Raw genomic sequence first — 18,189 nt, 5'->3', positions numbered from 1 at the left:
GTGAGTGAACAATGGAATGACCGTACTCCACCGCATAATATAGAAGCAGAGCAGGCCGTTCTCGGAGCGGTTTTTTTAGAGCCAGAAGCCATGTCGACTGCCGCCGAATACTTGCTTCCGGAGGACTTTTACAGGGCAAGTCACCAGCGTATATTTGAAGTCATGCTTACTTTATCCGACCGTGGGGAACCAATTGACCTCGTCACCGTGACCACGGCGTTATCAAATAATAAAGTATTGGAAGAAGTCGGTGGAGTATCTTATTTAAGCGATATCGCAAACTCAGTACCGACAGCAGCGAATATCAGCTACTATACTAAAATTGTTAGCGAAAAGTCTACATTACGTGGGTTGATTCGAACAGCAACAAATATCGTTACCAGCGGCTTTGCTGAAGAAGAGAACATTGAAGATGTTTTAAATTCAGCTGAAAAAGACATTCTTGAAGTGTCAAACAGGACAAACTCAGGAGCTTTTAAAAGTATTAAAGACGTGCTAATCGATGTGTATGATAACATTGAAATGCTCCACAATAGCGATGGGAACGTAACGGGGATTCCAACTGGGTATCGGGATCTCGACCAGATTACTTCTGGCTTTCAGCGAAATGATTTAATTATAGTCGCGGCCAGACCATCTATGGGTAAAACGGCCTTTGCTTTAAATATTGCACAGAACGTAGCGGTCCATACGGAAGAAAACGTTGCGATCTTCAGCCTTGAGATGGGAGCAGACCAACTTGTATCGCGTATGTTGTGTGCAGAAGGAAATATTGACGCACAACGCTTGCGGACAGGACGGATGGAGTCTGATGATTGGAACAAGCTGACGATGGCAATGGGGAGTCTATCAAATGCAGGAATTTATATCGATGACACGCCAGGAGTTCGAGTAAGTGAGATCCGTTCTAAATGCCGTCGGCTTAAGCAAGAACATGGACTTGGTATGATCTTGATTGACTATTTACAGCTCATTCAAGGGAGTGCGAATTCTAAGGAAAATCGTCAGCAGGAAGTATCTGAGATTTCACGTTCCTTAAAAGGGTTAGCGCGGGAATTAAATGTTCCGTTGATTGCGTTATCTCAGTTATCTCGTGGTGTTGAATCAAGACAGGACAAGCGTCCAATGATGTCCGATCTGCGTGAATCAGGTTCAATTGAGCAGGATGCTGATATCGTAGGCTTCCTGTATCGTGATGATTATTATGATCAGGAGTCCGAGAACCAAAATATCATTGAGATTATTATATCGAAACAACGTAATGGTCCAGTTGGTAATGTCGAACTTGCTTTTGTAAAAGAATACAACAAATTCGTGGACCTCGATCGCCGCTATAGCGATGCCGATGTTCCGCCGGCCTAAAAGACAAATTTACCCACCTCAGGTCATCCAAATTATGGATGACCTGAGGTGGGTATTTATATTCTGTACGGAAAAGACGCCTAAGCTTTAAGCAAGCTTAGGCGTCTATTTATATTCATCACTATTCGTTACGCCTTCTCAAGGAAGTTACGCCGAATCGTGAATGAACCGGAATTAGTTTAACCATTGGGAGATGGCGTGTGCAACGCCGTGTTCATCATTAGATTTTGTAATGAATTCGCTAGCTTCTTTCACAACATCTCGCCCGTTTAACATCGCTGCACTGTGCCCCGCCACTTGTAGCATGGAAAGGTCATTTGGACTGTCTCCGATCGCTCCCACATCTCCTAAATTCACTCCAAAATGCTTAGCCAATTTCGAGAGAGCTATGCCCTTTGAGGCATTTTTATTTTCAAGTTCAAAGTTATGGAGAGACGAACTAACTAACGTTAAGTCTTCTCGCAACTCGAATTGGCGCCAGCCTAGATCAAGTTTTGCTTGATCAAAGGAAAAGGCCAGAACATTGTAGAGCGGTACATTAGCGGCTAGAATCTCTTGATAGGAATCTACATGCACAAACCCCTGCTGACCAAATTGCTTCTCCATTGCCAGTTTTAAATCGGATACGTCAGCTTGAGGATTGGCACTGCGAATCCGATCAAGTTCAATATTTAGCAACTCGAGCCCGTTCTGGGGCGTTAGAATTGCTGACTCACTAAATACTTCATAATAAAATTGTTCCTGTTCAAGCCATTGCAAAATGTCTTTTCCATCATTAGGATCAATTGGCACGGAGTCGAAGCACTTCCCGTCAGGCTGATGAATGGTAGCTCCGTTTGCTCCAATCACCCATGTAGATACGCCTGTTTTAGCAAAAACTTCACGTACATCAAATTCAGCTCTTCCGGTAGCAATAACAACCTCCACACCTTTAGATTGCGCTTCTTTGATTGCTGCGATATTTTCCTCACTGATCTTACTTCGACTATTTAATAGCGTTCCATCTAAGTCAATCGCAATTATCTTCATAACTCATTTCTCCTCTTCTGTAACAAGTAATTCTACTTGATATGTAGTGAGTAGTTCCTGAAAATCGAGACTAGGTGTTCGATCCGTGATTAACAAATCAATATCCTCTAGGCCAGCATATTGGTAAAAGTCCGTTACCCCTACTTTTGTATGATCAGCAAGAACCGTCACCCGCTTTGCCCGTTCAATCATTTTCCGTTTCACCATTCCATCTTCTTCATGGGCGATCGTTAATCCGTGCTCTGATATCCCTACTACTCCGATAAAGGCATGGTCGACATGATATTTTGACAGCCGATCAATGACAGAGGTTCCGTATAAGAATCGGTGTTCTTTATGAAGTTGTCCACCAAGTAAATGAATGGTGACCTTTGCTTTGTCTGATAGAATTTCTGCCTGGTTAATAGAGTTTGTGATCACAGTACAGTCAAGTTCTTTCAACTGGTCTGCGCAAGACTGAACCGTAGTGGAAGCGTCTAAAATAATTTTATCTCCATTTCTGATCAATGAGGCAGCTTTTCGCCCAATATGGAGTTTCTCTCCAGAATCGGTCTGCAGACGATTAGAGTAGTCCTTAATTTTATTACGAGTGGGAGGCAGGATGGCTCCACCTCGTGTTCGTAATATGGCTTGCTGTTCCTCAAGCTTTACAAGGTCTCTTCGTGCAGTATCGCGAGAAACGTCAAAAAGTTCACAAATTTTTTCAACTGATATTCTTCGCTCATTTCTTAAATAATTAAGGATTTCGATAAGCCGTTCCTCTTGATACATATCCGTTCACCTTCCCTTATAAGCTATTATAAGTATTAAATTAAACAAGATCAAGCAATATAAGTTTTTGTAAGTGATTATAAGTAAAAATGAAATTGCTTAAAATCGAACATTTTTTAAATATATAAATATAATGTTCGGTATTTGCGTTGACGAATAGGATGATCATTGATAAACTGACCATGGATAAATTATAAAAGTAAATTTTATTGGCGGAGGTGCCATATGTCTTCAGTAGTAGTTGTTGGAACCCAATGGGGCGATGAAGGTAAAGGTAAAATTACTGATTTTCTATCACAGAACGCTGAGGTTGTAGCTCGTTATCAAGGCGGGAACAACGCGGGGCATACGATTAAGTTTGATGGAGTAACGTATAAACTACATCTTATTCCTTCTGGGATCTTTTTTGATGATAAAGTGTGTGTGCTTGGAAATGGGATGGTAATCGACCCGAAAGCCCTTTTAGAAGAGCTTAAATACTTACATGATAGAGGAATTTCGACGGACAACTTGCGAATCAGCAACCGGGCGCACATTATTCTTCCTTATCACCTGAAGCTTGATGCATTACAGGAAGAAGAAAAAGGTGCGAATAAAATTGGCACAACGAAAAAGGGAATTGGCCCAGCATATATGGATAAGGCGGCAAGAACAGGGATCCGGGTGGCAGACCTTTTGGACAAAGAAAGCTTTCGGGAGAAGCTTGAGCAGAATTTAGCAGAAAAGAACCGCTTTTTTGAAAAAGTATATGAAACAGCACCTTTTGCTGTAGATGAAATTCTAGACGAATATTATGAGTATGGGCAACAATTTAAGAAATATGTATGTGACACATCTGTTGTATTAAATGATAGTTTAGACGAAGGGCGCCGAGTACTTTTTGAAGGGGCGCAAGGCGTCATGCTGGATATTGACCAGGGAACGTATCCGTTTGTAACCTCATCTAACCCGATTGCAGGAGGAGTGACGATTGGTTCAGGTGTTGGTCCTTCTAAAATTAAACATGTTGTAGGAGTGTCAAAGGCTTACACCACCCGTGTCGGAGATGGGCCATTCCCAACAGAGCTTAATAACGAAGTAGGCGATCAAATCCGGGAAGTGGGCCGTGAATATGGAACGACAACAGGGCGTCCACGCCGAGTTGGTTGGTTCGACAGTGTTGTTGTCCGCCATGCTCGCAGGGTTAGCGGGATTACCGATCTATCACTTAACTCGATTGATGTTTTAACAGGGATTGAAAATTTAAAAATTTGTACAGCCTACAGATACAAGGGTGAAATCATTAAGGAGTTTCCAGCCAGTTTGAAAGAGCTAGCTGAATGTGAACCTGTTTACGAGGAAATGCCAGGATGGACAGAAGATATAACTGGTGCAAAATCGCTCACCGACCTTCCAGCTAATGCACGTCACTACTTGGAGCGTGTATCACAACTGACAGGTATTCCACTATCGATTTTTTCAGTTGGACCTGATCGCTCACAAACGAATGTTGTACGGAGCGTATATAGCGAATAAGATTTATAGAACGATAAGACACGTCTTACCTGTTAAAATAGGTAAGACGTGTCTTGTTAAGAGAAGGGAGTTATTCATTTGAAGCGAATCTGCGTATTTGCTGGTTCAAAAATCGGTAATAATCATGCCTTTACCGAAAGGACCAAAAGCTTAGGTCAAGTTTTTGCTAACGAGCAAATTGGGCTTGTTTATGGTGGGGCAAAGAGCGGATTAATGGGAGTACTTGCTGATTCCATTTTAGAATCAGGAGGGCATGTTACAGGCATTATGCCCACTAAGCTTTTTGAAAAAGAAATTGTGCACCAAAAGCTGACATCTTTCATTGAAGTGGAAACTATGCATGAAAGAAAGGCGAAGATGAGTGAGTTGGCTGATGGATTCATCGCACTGCCTGGAGGTTTTGGCACCTTCGAAGAACTATTTGAAACCGTCACATGGGCACAAATTGGGCTCCATACAAAACCAATGGCTCTATTAAATATTGAAAATTACTATACCCCAATTATTAATCTGATTGATCATGCTATCGAAGCCGGCTTTGTCGCTGGATCGAATCGAAGCTTATTATTACAATCCGACAAACCAGAGGAATTAATCGGAAAAATGAAACCCCTGTTAGGAGAGAAATAGGAGGTTCTTCTTCCTGATTTCTCTTTTCTATTAGTGTGTGTTCAAAAGTTGACGAACGAGAACATCGACAAAGATCGTCACATCCTGTAACTAAGTCGACACTAGCACGTTCCTTGTGCGTCGCAAGAAGTTCGAGACGCGGAAGTTTTGAGAACCACAGTATGCCTTTCATACGTGAGGACCGGAGAAACAGAGCAACGAAGAAATGCGCCGTTTATCATTTGGTGACTTTTTGAACATCCTCTATTAAGGATATTAGCAAAATCTATTGCTGTTCATCTATCTCTATGGTATGATATTCTTCGTTGCGGTAATGTAAGAATATTTACTTGGTCCGGTAGTTCAGTTGGTTAGAATGCCTGCCTGTCACGCAGGAGGTCGCGGGTTCGAGTCCCGTCCGGACCGCCATTTACATATCCGTTTGTACAAGTTAGCACCTAAATATGGCTCGGTAGCTCGGTCGTAGAGAAGCCGCACCCCCGAATAAGTTTCATTTTAGGCTTTGCGAGGAGCGAAGGCATCCCCGATTGAACTTGCAACGAGACGAGCACAGGACCTCCTTGGAATCACTTCGAAACCAGATGAAGAAGCGAGGATTTATTAACAATATAATACTTAAATATGGCTCGGTAGCTCAGTCGGTAGAGCAACGGACTGAAAATCCGTGTGTCGGCGGTTCGATTCCGTCCCGAGCCACTGTCAAAATGTCTGCGATTCAACTCGCAGGCATTTTTTGCTTTTAAATTATTGAATTTGGTTTGGCAAATGTAGTTATGAACTCACTATTTTCCCTCCATTCACATGTAAAACCTGGCCACTAACATAACGAGAATCATTAGAAGCTAAGTAAACATAAGTTGGGGCAAGCTCAAAAGGCTGGCCTGCACGATTAAAGGGTACATCTAAGCCAAATGTCTTAACGTTCTCTTCAGGAAAACTAGATGGTGTAAGTGGTGTCCAAATAGGGCCAGGTGCAACTGCGTTAACACGGATATTTTTTTCAGCAAGATTTTGTGACAATGAACGAGTGAACCCTACAATAGCCCCTTTTGTAGCCGTATAGTCGATCAATGATTTGTGTCCTTCATAAGCTACAATAGAGGTTGTATTAATGATCGCGTCGCCTTTTGTTAAGTGAGGGAGTGCTGCTTTTGATAGGTAAAAGAAAGAGTAAATGTTCGTTTTGAACGTGTCATCAAACTGTTCGATCGTTATATCAGATAGTTCCTGCTGGGGGAATTGAACGCCATGGTTATTAACGAGAATATTTAACTTTCCAAAGGCTTCAATTGTTTGCTTGATAACATTTTCACAGTGGTCAGGATCACGGAGATCGCCAGTAATGAGAAGGCATTGCTGCCCGAGTTCTTCAACACGTTGCTTGGTTCGGTGGGCATCTTCGTTTTCGTATTCGTAAAAATAGGGGATAACAATGTCCGCTTCTTCTTTCGCATAGGCAATGGCTGAGGCCGCACCAATTCCGCTGTCCCCGCCGGTAATAATGGCTACTTTATTTTTGAGTTTGCCGCTGCCTCGGTAGCTTGGGTTTTCAATAATTGGTTTAGGATTCATTAAGGACTCGATGCCGGGTTGTTTAGATTGATGTTGAGGGGGAAAAGTCAACGTTTGATTTGTAGTTGTGGTTGTTACTGTGTAATAGGGGTATTTCGGATACATGTAGCTTCCTCCTGTAAAATCTTTATTCCTCCTTAGGCTATTCATTTGTTAATTATTGGTTCATTCTTTTAGAAAAAAGAGGATTATAGATTTTTGATCAGATGTTTATCTGAAAAGTCGACAAAAAGGATGACTTATTTCAAAAAAAGACTTTTCTTGTTGTTGGTTTTTGTAACTTAATTGTAAGGATACATGCAAAAATATCCTTTTTATTGTGCAATTTTACACATAAAGCGTATTTAGATACATAAAAGGAGATAAAATTGGAAGTAATATTTTAAATTGATTAAATCAATCGGCAATTCCTATCGCGAGATGCTTGCTTATGATAAGTTAAAAAAGGTGCCATTAAACTTATAAAAATAGAGAGAGATAAAGATTTGATTTGGGGGAAAGATCGTGGATAAGACGACTGGTTTATGGAAAAAAGTCGCCATAATGACTTTGCTTGGTATTGGTTTGGGCCTTGGAACAGCATATGCTGAAGGCAATCTAGAAACTATTTACCACGTTTATGTGGGAGATAAACATATAGGTGCTGTGAATGATAAAGATATCGTTCAATCTTATGTTGATCAACGCTTGAACCAAGTCCAAGAAGAGAAAAACGAGGAGCTTCGTTTGACAACAAAGGAAGAGATTGCCTATGTCCCTGAAAAAAAGTTCACGCCTACTCATGATAACGAAAAGGTCCTCAAAGCTCTTGAGGAGAACATTTCAGTAGCTGCAAATGCTATAGGTTTAACCATAGACGATCAAACCATTGCTTACCTTCCAAGCGAGGAAAAAGCTCAAAAAGCTGTTCAAAAGTTCAAAGAGCAGTATGTTGGTAAAGAAGCTCTTCGCAAAGTAAAAGAGAGAAAAGAGATTGCCGAAGAACCAACTATTGACGACCCTACTGTAATAGACGTAACACTAACGAATAAGGTTTCAAAAAAAGAAAAAGAAGTGAAGCCAAGTAAGGTCGTAACTCTAGACGAAGCCGTTAACATTCTACAAAAAGGGACATCGGAAAAAGAGACCCACACGGTTGTTGAGGGAGACATACTTAGTAAAATCTCTTCCATGTACGGTCTTTCTCAAGATGAATTACTTGAAATGAATTCTGAAATTGACAAAGATGAGCCTTTACAAATTGGACAAGAGCTCAATGTAACCAAGCTTGAGCGCTTAACTGAAGTGGTAGTAGCACAAAAAAGGATAAAGGAAGAAAGCATCCCATATGATACAGAAATTGTCGAAACTGACGAGCTTCAGAAAGGTGAAAAAAAAGTGAAGCAAGAAGGTCACAAGGGTGAGAAAAAAGTCCATTCCTTCATTAAGAAAGAGGGCGGAGAGATTGTTGAAGAAAAAGTCCTTAATGAAGAGACAACTTCTGAACCTGTGAAAGAAATTATCCTTAAAGGAACAAAAGTGACACCATCCCGTGGATCCGGTGAATTCACTTGGCCAGCGGTGGGGGGGACGATAACGAGTAAACAAGGTTCTAGATGGGGAGATTTTCACAAAGGCATCGACATTTCAGGTGTAAGCGATCGTATGATTAAGGCAGCAGATAATGGAGTTGTTATTTCTGCTGGACATGATGGCTCGTACGGAAATAAAGTCGTGATTAACCATAATAATGGATACAAAACGATTTATGCTCACCTTTCATCCATAAGTGTAAGTGTAGGCGAGAAGGTTGAACGTGGAAGCGCGATCGGAAACATGGGAACGACAGGGCGTTCAACAGGTGTTCACTTACATTTTGAAATTTATAAAAATGGCTCATTACAAAATCCATTGTCTTATTTTTAATAAGTAAGCCGCTATGACGTTTTCATAGCGGTTTTTTTAAAACTTCCTTTTAGTGAGTGTTCAAAAGTTGCCAAACTAGAAGGTCGACAAGATCGCTCTTCAAAAGCAAGCCAACGAAGAAATTCGCCTCTATCATTTGGTGACTTTTTGAACATCCTCTTTTATTTTAATTTTCCTAAAACAAGTCAAATAGATTTGTTAATCACTTTCCGTGTTTGGGTAAGCTATTAATGCGTTCAGCTTTGAACTATCCATCTTAGACGAACCCTCACACGTAGGCAGAACACCCTGTGTTTTCTCATTATTTAGGATCAGATAAGACATTTGATGATAAATAAGTTAAAATGAGGGGAGCATTGAAGTAGATGAAAAGGAAGTGACTTGGATATGGCTCTAAAAATTTTAGTCGTAGATGATGAGAAACCAATTGCTGATATATTGAAATTTAATTTAGAAAAAGAAGGATATGAAGTAGTTTGTGCTTATGATGGTGATGAAGCCATTAAAAAAGCTGATCAAGAAGATCCAGATTTAATATTGCTGGATATAATGTTGCCCAACAAAGATGGAAACGAGGTATGCCGAGAAGTTCGTAAAACTCATACGATGCCAATCATTATGCTGACAGCCAAAGATGCTGAAATTGATAAGGTGTTAGGTCTAGAAATGGGTGCCGATGACTACGTGACAAAGCCATTTAGCAACCGTGAGTTAATTGCCAGGGTTAAGGCAAATTTGCGCAGGCATCAGCAAGAGCCGGAAGATCAATCCCATCAGTCAAAAGATATTACCATAGGGCGTTTGGCTATTCACCCAGATGCATATACGGTAACTCGGGATGGGTCCTACATTGAGTTGACGCACCGAGAGTTTGAGTTGTTACATTACCTTGCCCGCCATATTGGACAGGTTATGACACGTGAGCATTTGCTCGAAACTGTATGGGGCTATGATTATTATGGTGATGTGCGCACGGTTGACGTAACCGTTCGTCGCCTTCGCGAGAAAATTGAGGAGAACCCGAGTAATCCTATATGGATTGTTACCCGTCGCGGTGTTGGTTACTATTTAAGAAACCCAGAGCAGGATTAAGATTTTATGAAGAAAGTGAGCTTTTTTCAGTCGGTTCGGCTGAAGCTTATTGTTGTATATATTTTACTGCTGTTACTTGGGATTCAGGTGATTGGCGCTTATTTTGTTGATAGGCTCGAGGAGCAGCTTAGGGAAAACTTTGAAAGTTCGATCGAAGGAACCATTCGTTCTTTAACGTATAGTTTACAAAACTCTTTTGAACTTGAGCGTGGGGAGTCCGACCCTAGTCTTAAATCGGATGTACAGAATCTGATTCAAGAGTTTGATGAATCAGATATTCAAAAACTGATGGTTGTGGATAGCAATGCTCGTGTGGTTGCAGAACATGGGGAGAATTAAGAAGTTCAAATATTGGTAAGAAAGCGACACTCCCGAAAATTACTTCTGCACTGAAGTTACCATCCAGCACATCAACCCCCGAAGTTGTGTTAGATGAGCCTACAGGGGAACGATTATTGCTCGGAGCAACCTCTATAGTGAGTAGTAACAATGAAGACCAAGCGCTGGGTGCAGTCTATTATGAAGCAAGCATGAGTGGAGTATATGGGCAGCTTCAAAATATCAATAATATCTTTGCTACAGGTGCAGCCCTGGCCATTACAATCACTGCTTTGCTTGGGGTTCTGGTAGCTAGAACGATAACGAAGCCATTATCCGAAATGCGGAGGCAGGCACGAATCATGTCAACCGGTGACTTCTCGCAGAAGGTAACCGTTCATGGGAACGATGAAATTGGTCAGTTAGGGATAGCCTTTAATGATTTAAATGACAAATTAAAGCTGTCTCACGCTACAACGGAAGGTGAGCGTAGAAAACTTAGTTCAGTCCTTTCTAATATGTCAGACGGGGTTATTGCTACCGATCGGTTAGGTGCTGTAACGTTAATGAACGCTCCTGCGTCTAATTTAATTGAACAGAGCTTTGAAGAAGTTCAGGGGCAGTCATTAATTGACATTTTGGGGCTGACTGATCAGGTTAGTGATGTATCAGACATTGATTCAATCGGTTCAGTAATTATTGACTTAAGTGAAGAGGATCAACATCTGCTTTTGAAGGCTAATTTCTCTGTTGTTCAGGACGAAAATAATGAGATGAACGGTTTTATAACAGTACTTAGTGATGTAACAGAACAAGAAAGAATAGAACAGGAACGGCGGGAGTTTGTTTCTAACGTGTCACATGAGCTTCGCACCCCGTTGACAACGATGCGGAGTTATATTGAAGCACTTACGGATGGTGCATGGAAGGACGAAGAGATTGCTCCTCGTTTCTTAGATGTGACTCAGAACGAAACCGATCGAATGATTCGACTTGTTAATGATTTACTTCAGTTGTCGAAAATGGATCGAAAAGATAGCGGTCTTTTTAAAGAGAAAGTCGATTTCGTCCCTTTTTTTGGACATATTATTGATCGTTTCGAGATGAATCGAAATGAGAATATGTCGCTTATTCGCGAATTATCCAAACAAGATCTCTATGTATGGATTGATAAAGATAAGATTACACAAGTGCTGGATAACGTTATTTCCAATGCGATTAAGTATTCTCCTGAAGGCGGCACCATTACATTTAAAGCACAGCCCGGAAATAAATATCTTCAAGTAAGTATCTCTGACCAAGGTCTAGGAATGCCTTTAGATACTGTAGACAAAATATTTGATCGTTTTTATCGTGTTGATAAGGCAAGGTCCCGAGAAATGGGCGGTACAGGGCTTGGGCTTGCTATTGCCCGGGAAATAATTGAGGCTCATCATGGTCAAATTTGGGCGAAAAGCCAAGAAGGTAAAGGGACCACTGTCTTCTTTACACTTCCGCTAATTAGTCAGAAGCGGAGGCGAAGATAATGAACTTTGAAACACTTAAATCGATCATGTTGTTGATTCTTATTTGTTTTAGTTTATTACTCACTGTCGGTTTATGGAATTATCAGCCTAGTCTAGATGAGCGCGAAAAAGGAAGTTTAGTAGAGGAGACAACAATAGGAGGGAAAGAAGCCCAGATTTCGTCCTTAATTGCCCCTTCTCAATTCGTTTTCCATAAGAATGGAGAGCATTATTCCTTTAAAAATGGTAAAGACCGTGAAGATACTTATGAGGTTATGAAGAACTGGACATTGTTTAATGTCCAACCGATAGATAATTCGGGTGTTCCAGAGGAAGGTCGAATGATGGAGGTCATTTTCCCAACGAATATTCCTGCTCAAACGATTAAAAATCTATTTAATTTTGGAGATCAGAATTTCACTCCTCCCGTTGGAGAATTTAAGCGTATCTTTTTCACCTTTAATGATAACGGAGGAGTCGATGTTTTCTTTAAACCAGAATTAGAAGATGCTACAGCATTTAGAGCATCACTTCGAAGTGAGAACATTTACAAATTGGAAGAATTATTAGCTGCCGACGAGGGGTTGAGGGAACAGACTATGTTCACAGGTAATGGGGAGAAGCGGATTTTCTTACCCGAAACTCCGGTGGAAGTCCATTCGCATATCATGGATACAACAACCCTCCCTATCACCCCATTGAAAAACACCTTATTTGAAGATCCTTCTATCGTTAGGAATTTCCCTGCACCAAGAGCAGAGCAGCGCCTTACCGATGGCTTGGGTAACCTTGAAGTAACAGAAGGTTGGAAACGGATGATTTTTACGGAGTTATTACTTGGTGAATCGAGCTCACAAGTAGCTATGAGTTCATTTGAAGTGCTGGAAAGGAGCATCAGTTTCATTAATGCCCACCAGGGTTGGACAGATACATTCCGTATTGGCGATCTGTCGGCATCAAATACATCGGTAACCTATCAGATGTACCAAAAAGACTTACCTGTTTTGGCGAGTGATGATGACATTCATACCATAGAAGTAAACTACCAAAATGGTGAGGAACAACGATATGCAAGGCCATTGGTAAGATTAGAACCATCCATCAATGAATCTAAAGGAAATCACGAGCTTCCATCAGGAAAAAAAGTTATTGCAGTTATACAAGAATCTCGCTTGTATAACATCAAGTTGATTGAAGATATCAAAATTGGTTATAAATTAGTGGAGCAAAGTGGTGGTTATGGGGGGTATTCACTGATTCCTGCTTGGTTTGTCTTAGAAAATGGCAGTTGGAAGGAAATCACCGGGTTAACAGAAGATAAAGGAGGTTTATCCAGTGCAGTGGGGTCAAATTAAAACCTTGTTCATTTTTAGCTTCCTTGTACTTGACCTGTTCTTGTTGCAGCAATTTTTAGATAAACAGGGTCAAGCAAATGTAAGAACAGCGGAGGAATCACAGTTTGAAAAAAGCCTAAATAATGCGGATATTACCATTGCAGATAATATACCTGAAGAAGCGCCTCCCGTGAGTTTAATCACGGCCACACCTGCAGACTTTACCAAAGATCAACTTGAGCAAATCAAAAATCTCGAAGGTCAGTCTGCTAAAGTTTATGATGACAGCCTTTTATATTCTACATTAGACGAGCCTATTGAAGTGGCGGAAGAATCCATTGTCAGTGCTGTGGGCGAACACGTCCCTTTTAGCAGCCAATATTCTTTTTGGAATTGGAATAAGGATTTAGGTAAGGCTGTATTTTTCCAGAAGGCAAATTCACGAACTGTTTATTATAATCCGGGTGGAGTGCTGATGGTAAATATTGAAAATGGGAGGATGACAGGATATACGCTCGCTCATTTAAAAGTACCCAACCAGTCAGGTGAAGATAAGCAAGAGTTAATAAGCCCTTTGGAAGTGGTAAAAAAACTTTATACAGACGGAATTATAAATGGGGGGATACAGTTACTGACATGTCAGTTGGTTACTATTCTGCATATAAAAATCCTGGGGAAGAGGCGAGTGGACAATTGTTTGCACCGACATGGAAAGTAACAATCAATGGGAGTGAGGAGGCATTTTTTTATGCGCTTGCTGCTAAACCCCAATATTTAAACCTAAACGAAAATAATTTTATCCAAACAACATCAGAAGAATTTGAAAAAATAATGGATGGAAACGATCAAAATGTAATTACTAACGCAAATAAGAACTCTGATGAATAGAGATAGATGGAGTGTCTAAAAATGACGTTACGATTTAGTGTACTAGCATCAGGCAGTACGGGGAATGCTTTTTATATAGAGTCTGGGGACGAGAAAATCCTAGTGGATGCAGGTTTAAGCGGAAAAAAGATTGAAGGGCTGCTTGAACAAGTGGATGTGAATCCGGCTAACCTTTCAAGAATTCTTGTCACGCATGAACATAGTGATCACATTAAGGGCCTTGGAATTATGGCCCGTCGCTACAATTTGCCTATTTTTGCGAATGAAAAGACATGGCGAGCAATGGATGGACAACTCGGGAAGTTGTCTATCGATCAGAAATTTCATTTTAATATGGAGGAAACCAAAACATTTGGGGGAATCGACATTGAATCTTTCGCTGTGTCACATGATGCAGCTGACCCGATGTTTTATACATTTCACAGAAATGGGAAGAAGGTAGCTCTTGTCACGGATTTAGGTTATGTATCTGAGCGTATTAAGAAAACTGTCGAGGGCGCTGACGCTTATATTTTTGAGTCCAATCATGACGTGGGGATGCTGCGTATGGGGCGATATCCCTGGAGTGTAAAGCGGAGAATCCTAGGGGACTCAGGGCACGTTTCTAATGAAGATAGTGCTCTCGCTTTAACAGATATTATGACAGATCAAACGAAACGGGTGTATCTGGCTCATTTGAGTCTTGATAATAATATGAAAGATTTAGCCCGTATGTCGGTAAAAAATGTCCTGGAAGAACGCGGGTTTGAGGTCGGTTCCCGTATCGATCTGTATGATACTGATCCGGCTCAGGCAACACCGATTTATGAAGTATAACAGGTTTTAAATTTTTTCAAAAAAGGTAACAATAAGGTAGCTAAAAGAAAGCTCTGGAAGAAAGGAAGGGTGAAAAGCGTGGGTTACTACGACGATCATTCACCAGCCAATCAGCAGCAAAAAAATCGGCGCCGTTTTGTCATGCCAACGATTGTTGGTGTCGTTCTTGGAGCGGTTCTCGTGTTACTTGCTTTGCCAGCGCTGGTACAAACAGATATACTGCCGTATGATATCACACCAAATGAAGAACAGATGGCTGAGAATGGAAGCAATACACCCGGAGCGACCAAACAACCCGTTCAGTTAGATGTATCGAGTCAAATAACCAAAGTGGTGGAAGAAGTATCTCCAGCAGTTGTGGGTGTTGTCAACCTTCAATCCCAGGCAAACTTTTGGGAGCAGGGAGGCGACACAGAGCAGGCGGGTGCAGGATCAGGAGTTATTTATAAAAAAGAAGATGGAACTGCTTATGTTGTGACAAATTATCACGTGATTGAAGGAGCAAATGAAATTGAAGTCGTCCTATCTGACGGGACAAAGAAGACAGCACAACTTGTTGGCGGCGATGTATTTACGGATTTAGCTGTACTTAAGATGTCAGATGAAAATGTAAAACAGGTTGCAAAGTTTGGTTCAACAGACAAATTACAAGTAGGAGAACCGGCTATTGCTATAGGAAACCCATTAGGTCTACGCTTTGCAGGATCCGTAACTAAGGGGATCATTAGTGGGAAACAGCGGGCAATTCCTCAAGACTTTAATGGTGACGGTCAAAAAGATTGGCAAGCAGAAGTGATTCAAACAGATGCGGCCATTAACCCTGGGAACAGTGGTGGGGCACTTATAAATATTGATGGACAAGTTATCGGAATCAACTCAATGAAAATTGCCCAATCTTCAGTAGAAGGCATTGGTTTCGCAATCCCTATTGATACTGTCAAGCCGATTATTGAAGAGATTGAACAGTATGGACAAGTGAATCGAGCATTCATTGGGATCGAAGCATATGGATTATCACAGGTTCCGATATCAGAAAGGGAGAACACATTGAACCTCCCCGATGAGGTAGAGGGTGGCTTATACATTCGCAGTATTACAAGATTGTCACCGGCTGATAAAGCAGGCTTACAACCATTAGATGTCATTACAACCATTGATGGAGAGCCGGTAGAAACCATTATAGACCTACGAAAATATCTATATGAAGAAAAAGACCCTGGCGATAAACTGGAAATTACCTATTATCGAGATGGAGAACAAAATACGGTAACAGTTACGTTAGGATCCCAAGAGTAAATCAGGAGCGCATGCCAAACAAGTGGTATGCGCTTTTCTGTATTGTATTGACAGAAACGAAGGCTTTTCTAGGATCAACACAAACTTATCCACAACCTGTGCATAAACATCTGGATAAATAGCATATATGGTGGCGAACGTATATACTACTACCATATAGACTTTTTGTTATTGACAACTGTGCATAAATTCTGGGGATAACTTGTTTATAGTGTGGGACAACCTGTGAGTAAACGTAAGTCAGCAGAGGTTGTGTATAAGTCTGTGGATAGTTGTGGGTAACTATTTTCGTTAGTCAACTTTTCCACACGTGAATAACAGTAGTGGCGTGGGATAAGCATTTATCCACAGTATTTCTCACTTAATCACAATAGAATAAGAAATATTGGAAGGTAAGCTTGTTTTTGAGGGATTATTCTACTAACGAAATACGAGAGACATTCCAGGAGGGTGTGCTCCTGGTGACGAGCAAACTATCCACTGGCTTTTGTAAGAAGAAAGGTTGTTTAGCGACGCATCTATTTCGTACAATAATAGAAATGAGGAGGAGATACATATGATCGATTTGCGAAGTGATACGGTAACAAAACCAACTCAAGCAATGAGGCAAGCCGCCTTTGAGGCGGAGGTAGGGGATGATGTGTATAGTGAGGATCCAACGGTACAGCGTTTGGAGGAAACTGCAGCACGGATGCTTGGAAAGGAAGCGGCTTTGTTTGTGACAAGCGGTACACAAGGGAATCAGATTGCTGTGCTAACGCATTGCAATCCGGGTGATGAGATTTTGCTGGAAGCGAATTCACATTTGTTTCTATATGAGGGGGCGTCAATGTCGGCATTAGCTGGTGTCCAGCCGCGAACGATTCAGGGAACCCGTGGGGTGATGGATCCCGAAGAGGTGCGCGCAGCAATTCGAGCAGAGGATATTCATTTTCCTGAGACCAGTTTAATATGTGTGGAAAATACACACAACAAGGCAGGTGGAGCCATTGTTCCTCTTGGAAATATGCAGGCAGTTTATGAGGTTGCTCGTGAACAGCAGATTTCTATCCATTTGGATGGAGCAAGGCTGTTTAATGCGTCCATTGCTTCAGGTGTGTCAATTGAACATTATGCAGCTCAAGCGGACACGGTTCAGTTTTGCCTTTCAAAAGGTCTAGGGGCACCGATGGGATCTATAATTGCTGGATCGTATGATTTTATTTATAAGGCGCGTAAGTGGCGTAAGCGTCTTGGAGGCGGTCTGAGGCAGGTCGGAATGGTTGCGGCTCCTGGATTAGTTGCGTTAACCGATATGGTAGATCGTTTGGCAGAAGATCACGACCATGCCCAGCTTTTAGCTCAGGGTCTTGGCCAAATTGACGGACTTAATTTAGAGGGAAAAGTAGAAACGAATATTGTACTCATTAATGTAGTTGATCTTGGTAAATCAGCTGAAGAATTTCTTGAAGATTTGAAGGCAATAGGCGTTCTGGCTGTCCCTTTTGGACCGAACACGGTGAGGTTTGTTACGAATTATGATGTGAGTCGGGAAGATATCGAATCTGTTATTGAGCTGGTGGAGCAATTAGTATAACCATTTATTATTCGTGAATATCGTCAGCTTGAAAAGCTCTCTCATCGCGAGAGAGCTTTTTTAAATAAAACTCCAAATTTATACATAACTTGAAGGATGATTTATCAATCACATCGAATTATATTAAGATAAGTGTTTTGCCACCCCTTCTTGGAGGAATAATCATGAAACTGAAAAACATAATAAGCCTCATTGCCATCTTATTATTGTAAGCCATAGTTGAATGCATATCAATATGTTTCAACCAATGCAAAAGAAGAGGGAATAGTAGTGATGACAATAGACACATTGTATGGAACAATCACCGAACTGGCTGTGCGGATAGGTGATCGGAAAGCAGTGGAATCCGATATAGAAACACTTGCTTTTGCAGTTAATCAAATGGCACGTGATTTATCCAGGGCTTCAGATGTACACCCGGGATGCTGGCGAGGAATTGTACTTTTATGCCGTTTTTGAAATGAACCATAGCATCACAGATATTTCTATCCAAAAGAGGGATCGGGTTTTCCAAAGTATTATGACTACACTCGGAAAACAAAACGCTTCATTGATTTCCTTGACGCTTGAAGAAGTGATT

General features: G+C 41.2%; 15 protein-coding genes, 2 tRNA genes and 1 pseudogene. 15 read left to right on the top strand and 3 right to left on the bottom strand.

All coding sequences use genetic code 11. From position 1 onward, the window contains the following. Nucleotides 1–1,362: a replicative DNA helicase gene (gene dnaB / locus MUO14_RS11520; protein WP_244755342.1), complete on the top strand. Its 1,362-nt coding sequence runs from the start codon at nucleotides 1–3 to the stop codon at nucleotides 1,360–1,362. Between the two features lie 174 nt (nucleotides 1,363–1,536). On the opposite strand, the gene MUO14_RS11515 is transcribed toward dnaB, so the two are convergent. Further along, nucleotides 1,537–2,391 carry a Cof-type HAD-IIB family hydrolase gene (locus MUO14_RS11515; RefSeq protein WP_244755341.1) on the bottom strand — a complete coding sequence of 285 codons (855 nt, stop codon included), beginning with the start codon at nucleotides 2,389–2,391 and terminating at the stop codon, nucleotides 1,537–1,539. A gap of 3 nt (nucleotides 2,392–2,394) precedes the next feature. After that, nucleotides 2,395–3,162 (bottom strand): DeoR/GlpR family DNA-binding transcription regulator, encoded by a 768-nt coding sequence (locus MUO14_RS11510; RefSeq protein WP_244755340.1) that lies wholly within the window; start codon nucleotides 3,160–3,162, stop codon nucleotides 2,395–2,397. A 225-nt stretch (nucleotides 3,163–3,387) separates the two neighbouring features. Here MUO14_RS11510 and MUO14_RS11505 point away from each other — a divergent pair, with 225 nt between their 5' ends. From MUO14_RS11505 to MUO14_RS11490, 4 genes are all read left to right on the top strand, one after another. Further along, on the top strand, nucleotides 3,388–4,677 hold the full coding sequence (locus MUO14_RS11505) for an adenylosuccinate synthase (RefSeq protein WP_244755339.1): 1,290 nt from the start codon (nucleotides 3,388–3,390) through the stop codon (nucleotides 4,675–4,677). Between the two features lie 78 nt (nucleotides 4,678–4,755). After that, entirely contained in the window at nucleotides 4,756–5,307 is a 552-nt protein-coding gene (locus MUO14_RS11500; RefSeq protein WP_244755338.1) for an LOG family protein, read from the top strand. 331 nt (nucleotides 5,308–5,638) lie between these two features. Then, nucleotides 5,639–5,715: transfer RNA gene (locus MUO14_RS11495), tRNA-Asp, on the top strand. Nucleotides 5,716–5,930: 215 nt separating this feature from the next. Next, nucleotides 5,931–6,003, top strand: a tRNA-Phe gene (locus tag MUO14_RS11490). Between the two features lie 75 nt (nucleotides 6,004–6,078). Here the strand turns inward: MUO14_RS11490 and MUO14_RS11485 are convergent. Continuing rightward, complete coding sequence (locus tag MUO14_RS11485; RefSeq protein ID WP_244755337.1) at nucleotides 6,079–6,984, bottom strand: SDR family oxidoreductase; 906 nt, start codon at nucleotides 6,982–6,984, stop codon at nucleotides 6,079–6,081. Nucleotides 6,985–7,383: 399 nt separating this feature from the next. Between MUO14_RS11485 and MUO14_RS11480 the strand changes: the two genes are divergently transcribed. The 10 genes and pseudogenes from MUO14_RS11480 to MUO14_RS11435 all read left to right on the top strand — a co-directional run bounded on the left by MUO14_RS11480 (nucleotide 7,384) and on the right by MUO14_RS11435 (nucleotide 18,068). Continuing rightward, nucleotides 7,384–8,784, top strand: coding sequence for a M23 family metallopeptidase (locus MUO14_RS11480; RefSeq protein WP_244755336.1), 1,401 nt, complete (start codon nucleotides 7,384–7,386; stop codon nucleotides 8,782–8,784). A 387-nt stretch (nucleotides 8,785–9,171) separates the two neighbouring features. Beyond that, nucleotides 9,172–9,876, top strand: a complete 705-nt coding sequence (gene yycF, locus MUO14_RS11475; RefSeq protein WP_244755335.1) for a response regulator YycF — start codon at nucleotides 9,172–9,174, stop codon at nucleotides 9,874–9,876. A gap of 6 nt (nucleotides 9,877–9,882) precedes the next feature. Continuing rightward, a pseudogene (gene walK / locus MUO14_RS11470) lies at nucleotides 9,883–11,720 on the top strand (cell wall metabolism sensor histidine kinase WalK). Beyond that, on the top strand, nucleotides 11,720–13,054 hold the full coding sequence (locus MUO14_RS11465) for a YycH family regulatory protein (RefSeq protein WP_244755334.1): 1,335 nt from the start codon (nucleotides 11,720–11,722) through the stop codon (nucleotides 13,052–13,054). Before walK ends, MUO14_RS11465 begins: the two are co-directional and overlap by 1 nt. Further along, nucleotides 13,035–13,751: a two-component system regulatory protein YycI gene (gene yycI / locus MUO14_RS11460; RefSeq protein WP_244755333.1), complete on the top strand. Its 717-nt coding sequence runs from the start codon at nucleotides 13,035–13,037 to the stop codon at nucleotides 13,749–13,751. Before MUO14_RS11465 ends, yycI begins: the two co-directional genes overlap by 20 nt. Then, entirely contained in the window at nucleotides 13,727–13,921 is a 195-nt protein-coding gene (locus MUO14_RS11455; protein ID WP_244755332.1) for a hypothetical protein, read from the top strand. The genes yycI and MUO14_RS11455 overlap by 25 nt, the downstream gene beginning before the upstream one ends. Before the next feature lie 21 nt (nucleotides 13,922–13,942). Beyond that, on the top strand, nucleotides 13,943–14,737 hold the full coding sequence (locus MUO14_RS11450; RefSeq protein ID WP_244755331.1) for an MBL fold metallo-hydrolase: 795 nt from the start codon (nucleotides 13,943–13,945) through the stop codon (nucleotides 14,735–14,737). 78 nt (nucleotides 14,738–14,815) lie between these two features. After that, nucleotides 14,816–16,033, top strand: coding sequence for a S1C family serine protease (locus MUO14_RS11445; RefSeq protein WP_304654220.1), 1,218 nt, complete (start codon nucleotides 14,816–14,818; stop codon nucleotides 16,031–16,033). 556 nt (nucleotides 16,034–16,589) lie between these two features. After that, nucleotides 16,590–17,609: a low-specificity L-threonine aldolase gene (gene ltaE, locus MUO14_RS11440; protein WP_244755330.1), complete on the top strand. Its 1,020-nt coding sequence runs from the start codon at nucleotides 16,590–16,592 to the stop codon at nucleotides 17,607–17,609. A gap of 270 nt (nucleotides 17,610–17,879) precedes the next feature. Continuing rightward, complete coding sequence (locus tag MUO14_RS11435; protein WP_244755329.1) at nucleotides 17,880–18,068, top strand: hypothetical protein; 189 nt, start codon at nucleotides 17,880–17,882, stop codon at nucleotides 18,066–18,068. Nucleotides 18,069–18,189: the final 121 nt, after the last annotated feature.

Source organism: Halobacillus shinanisalinarum (assembly GCF_022919835.1).
GTDB classification, from domain to species: Bacteria; Bacillota; Bacilli; order Bacillales; family Halobacillaceae; genus Halobacillus_A; species Halobacillus_A shinanisalinarum.
This window is presented reverse-complemented; position numbering and strand designations above follow the sequence as displayed.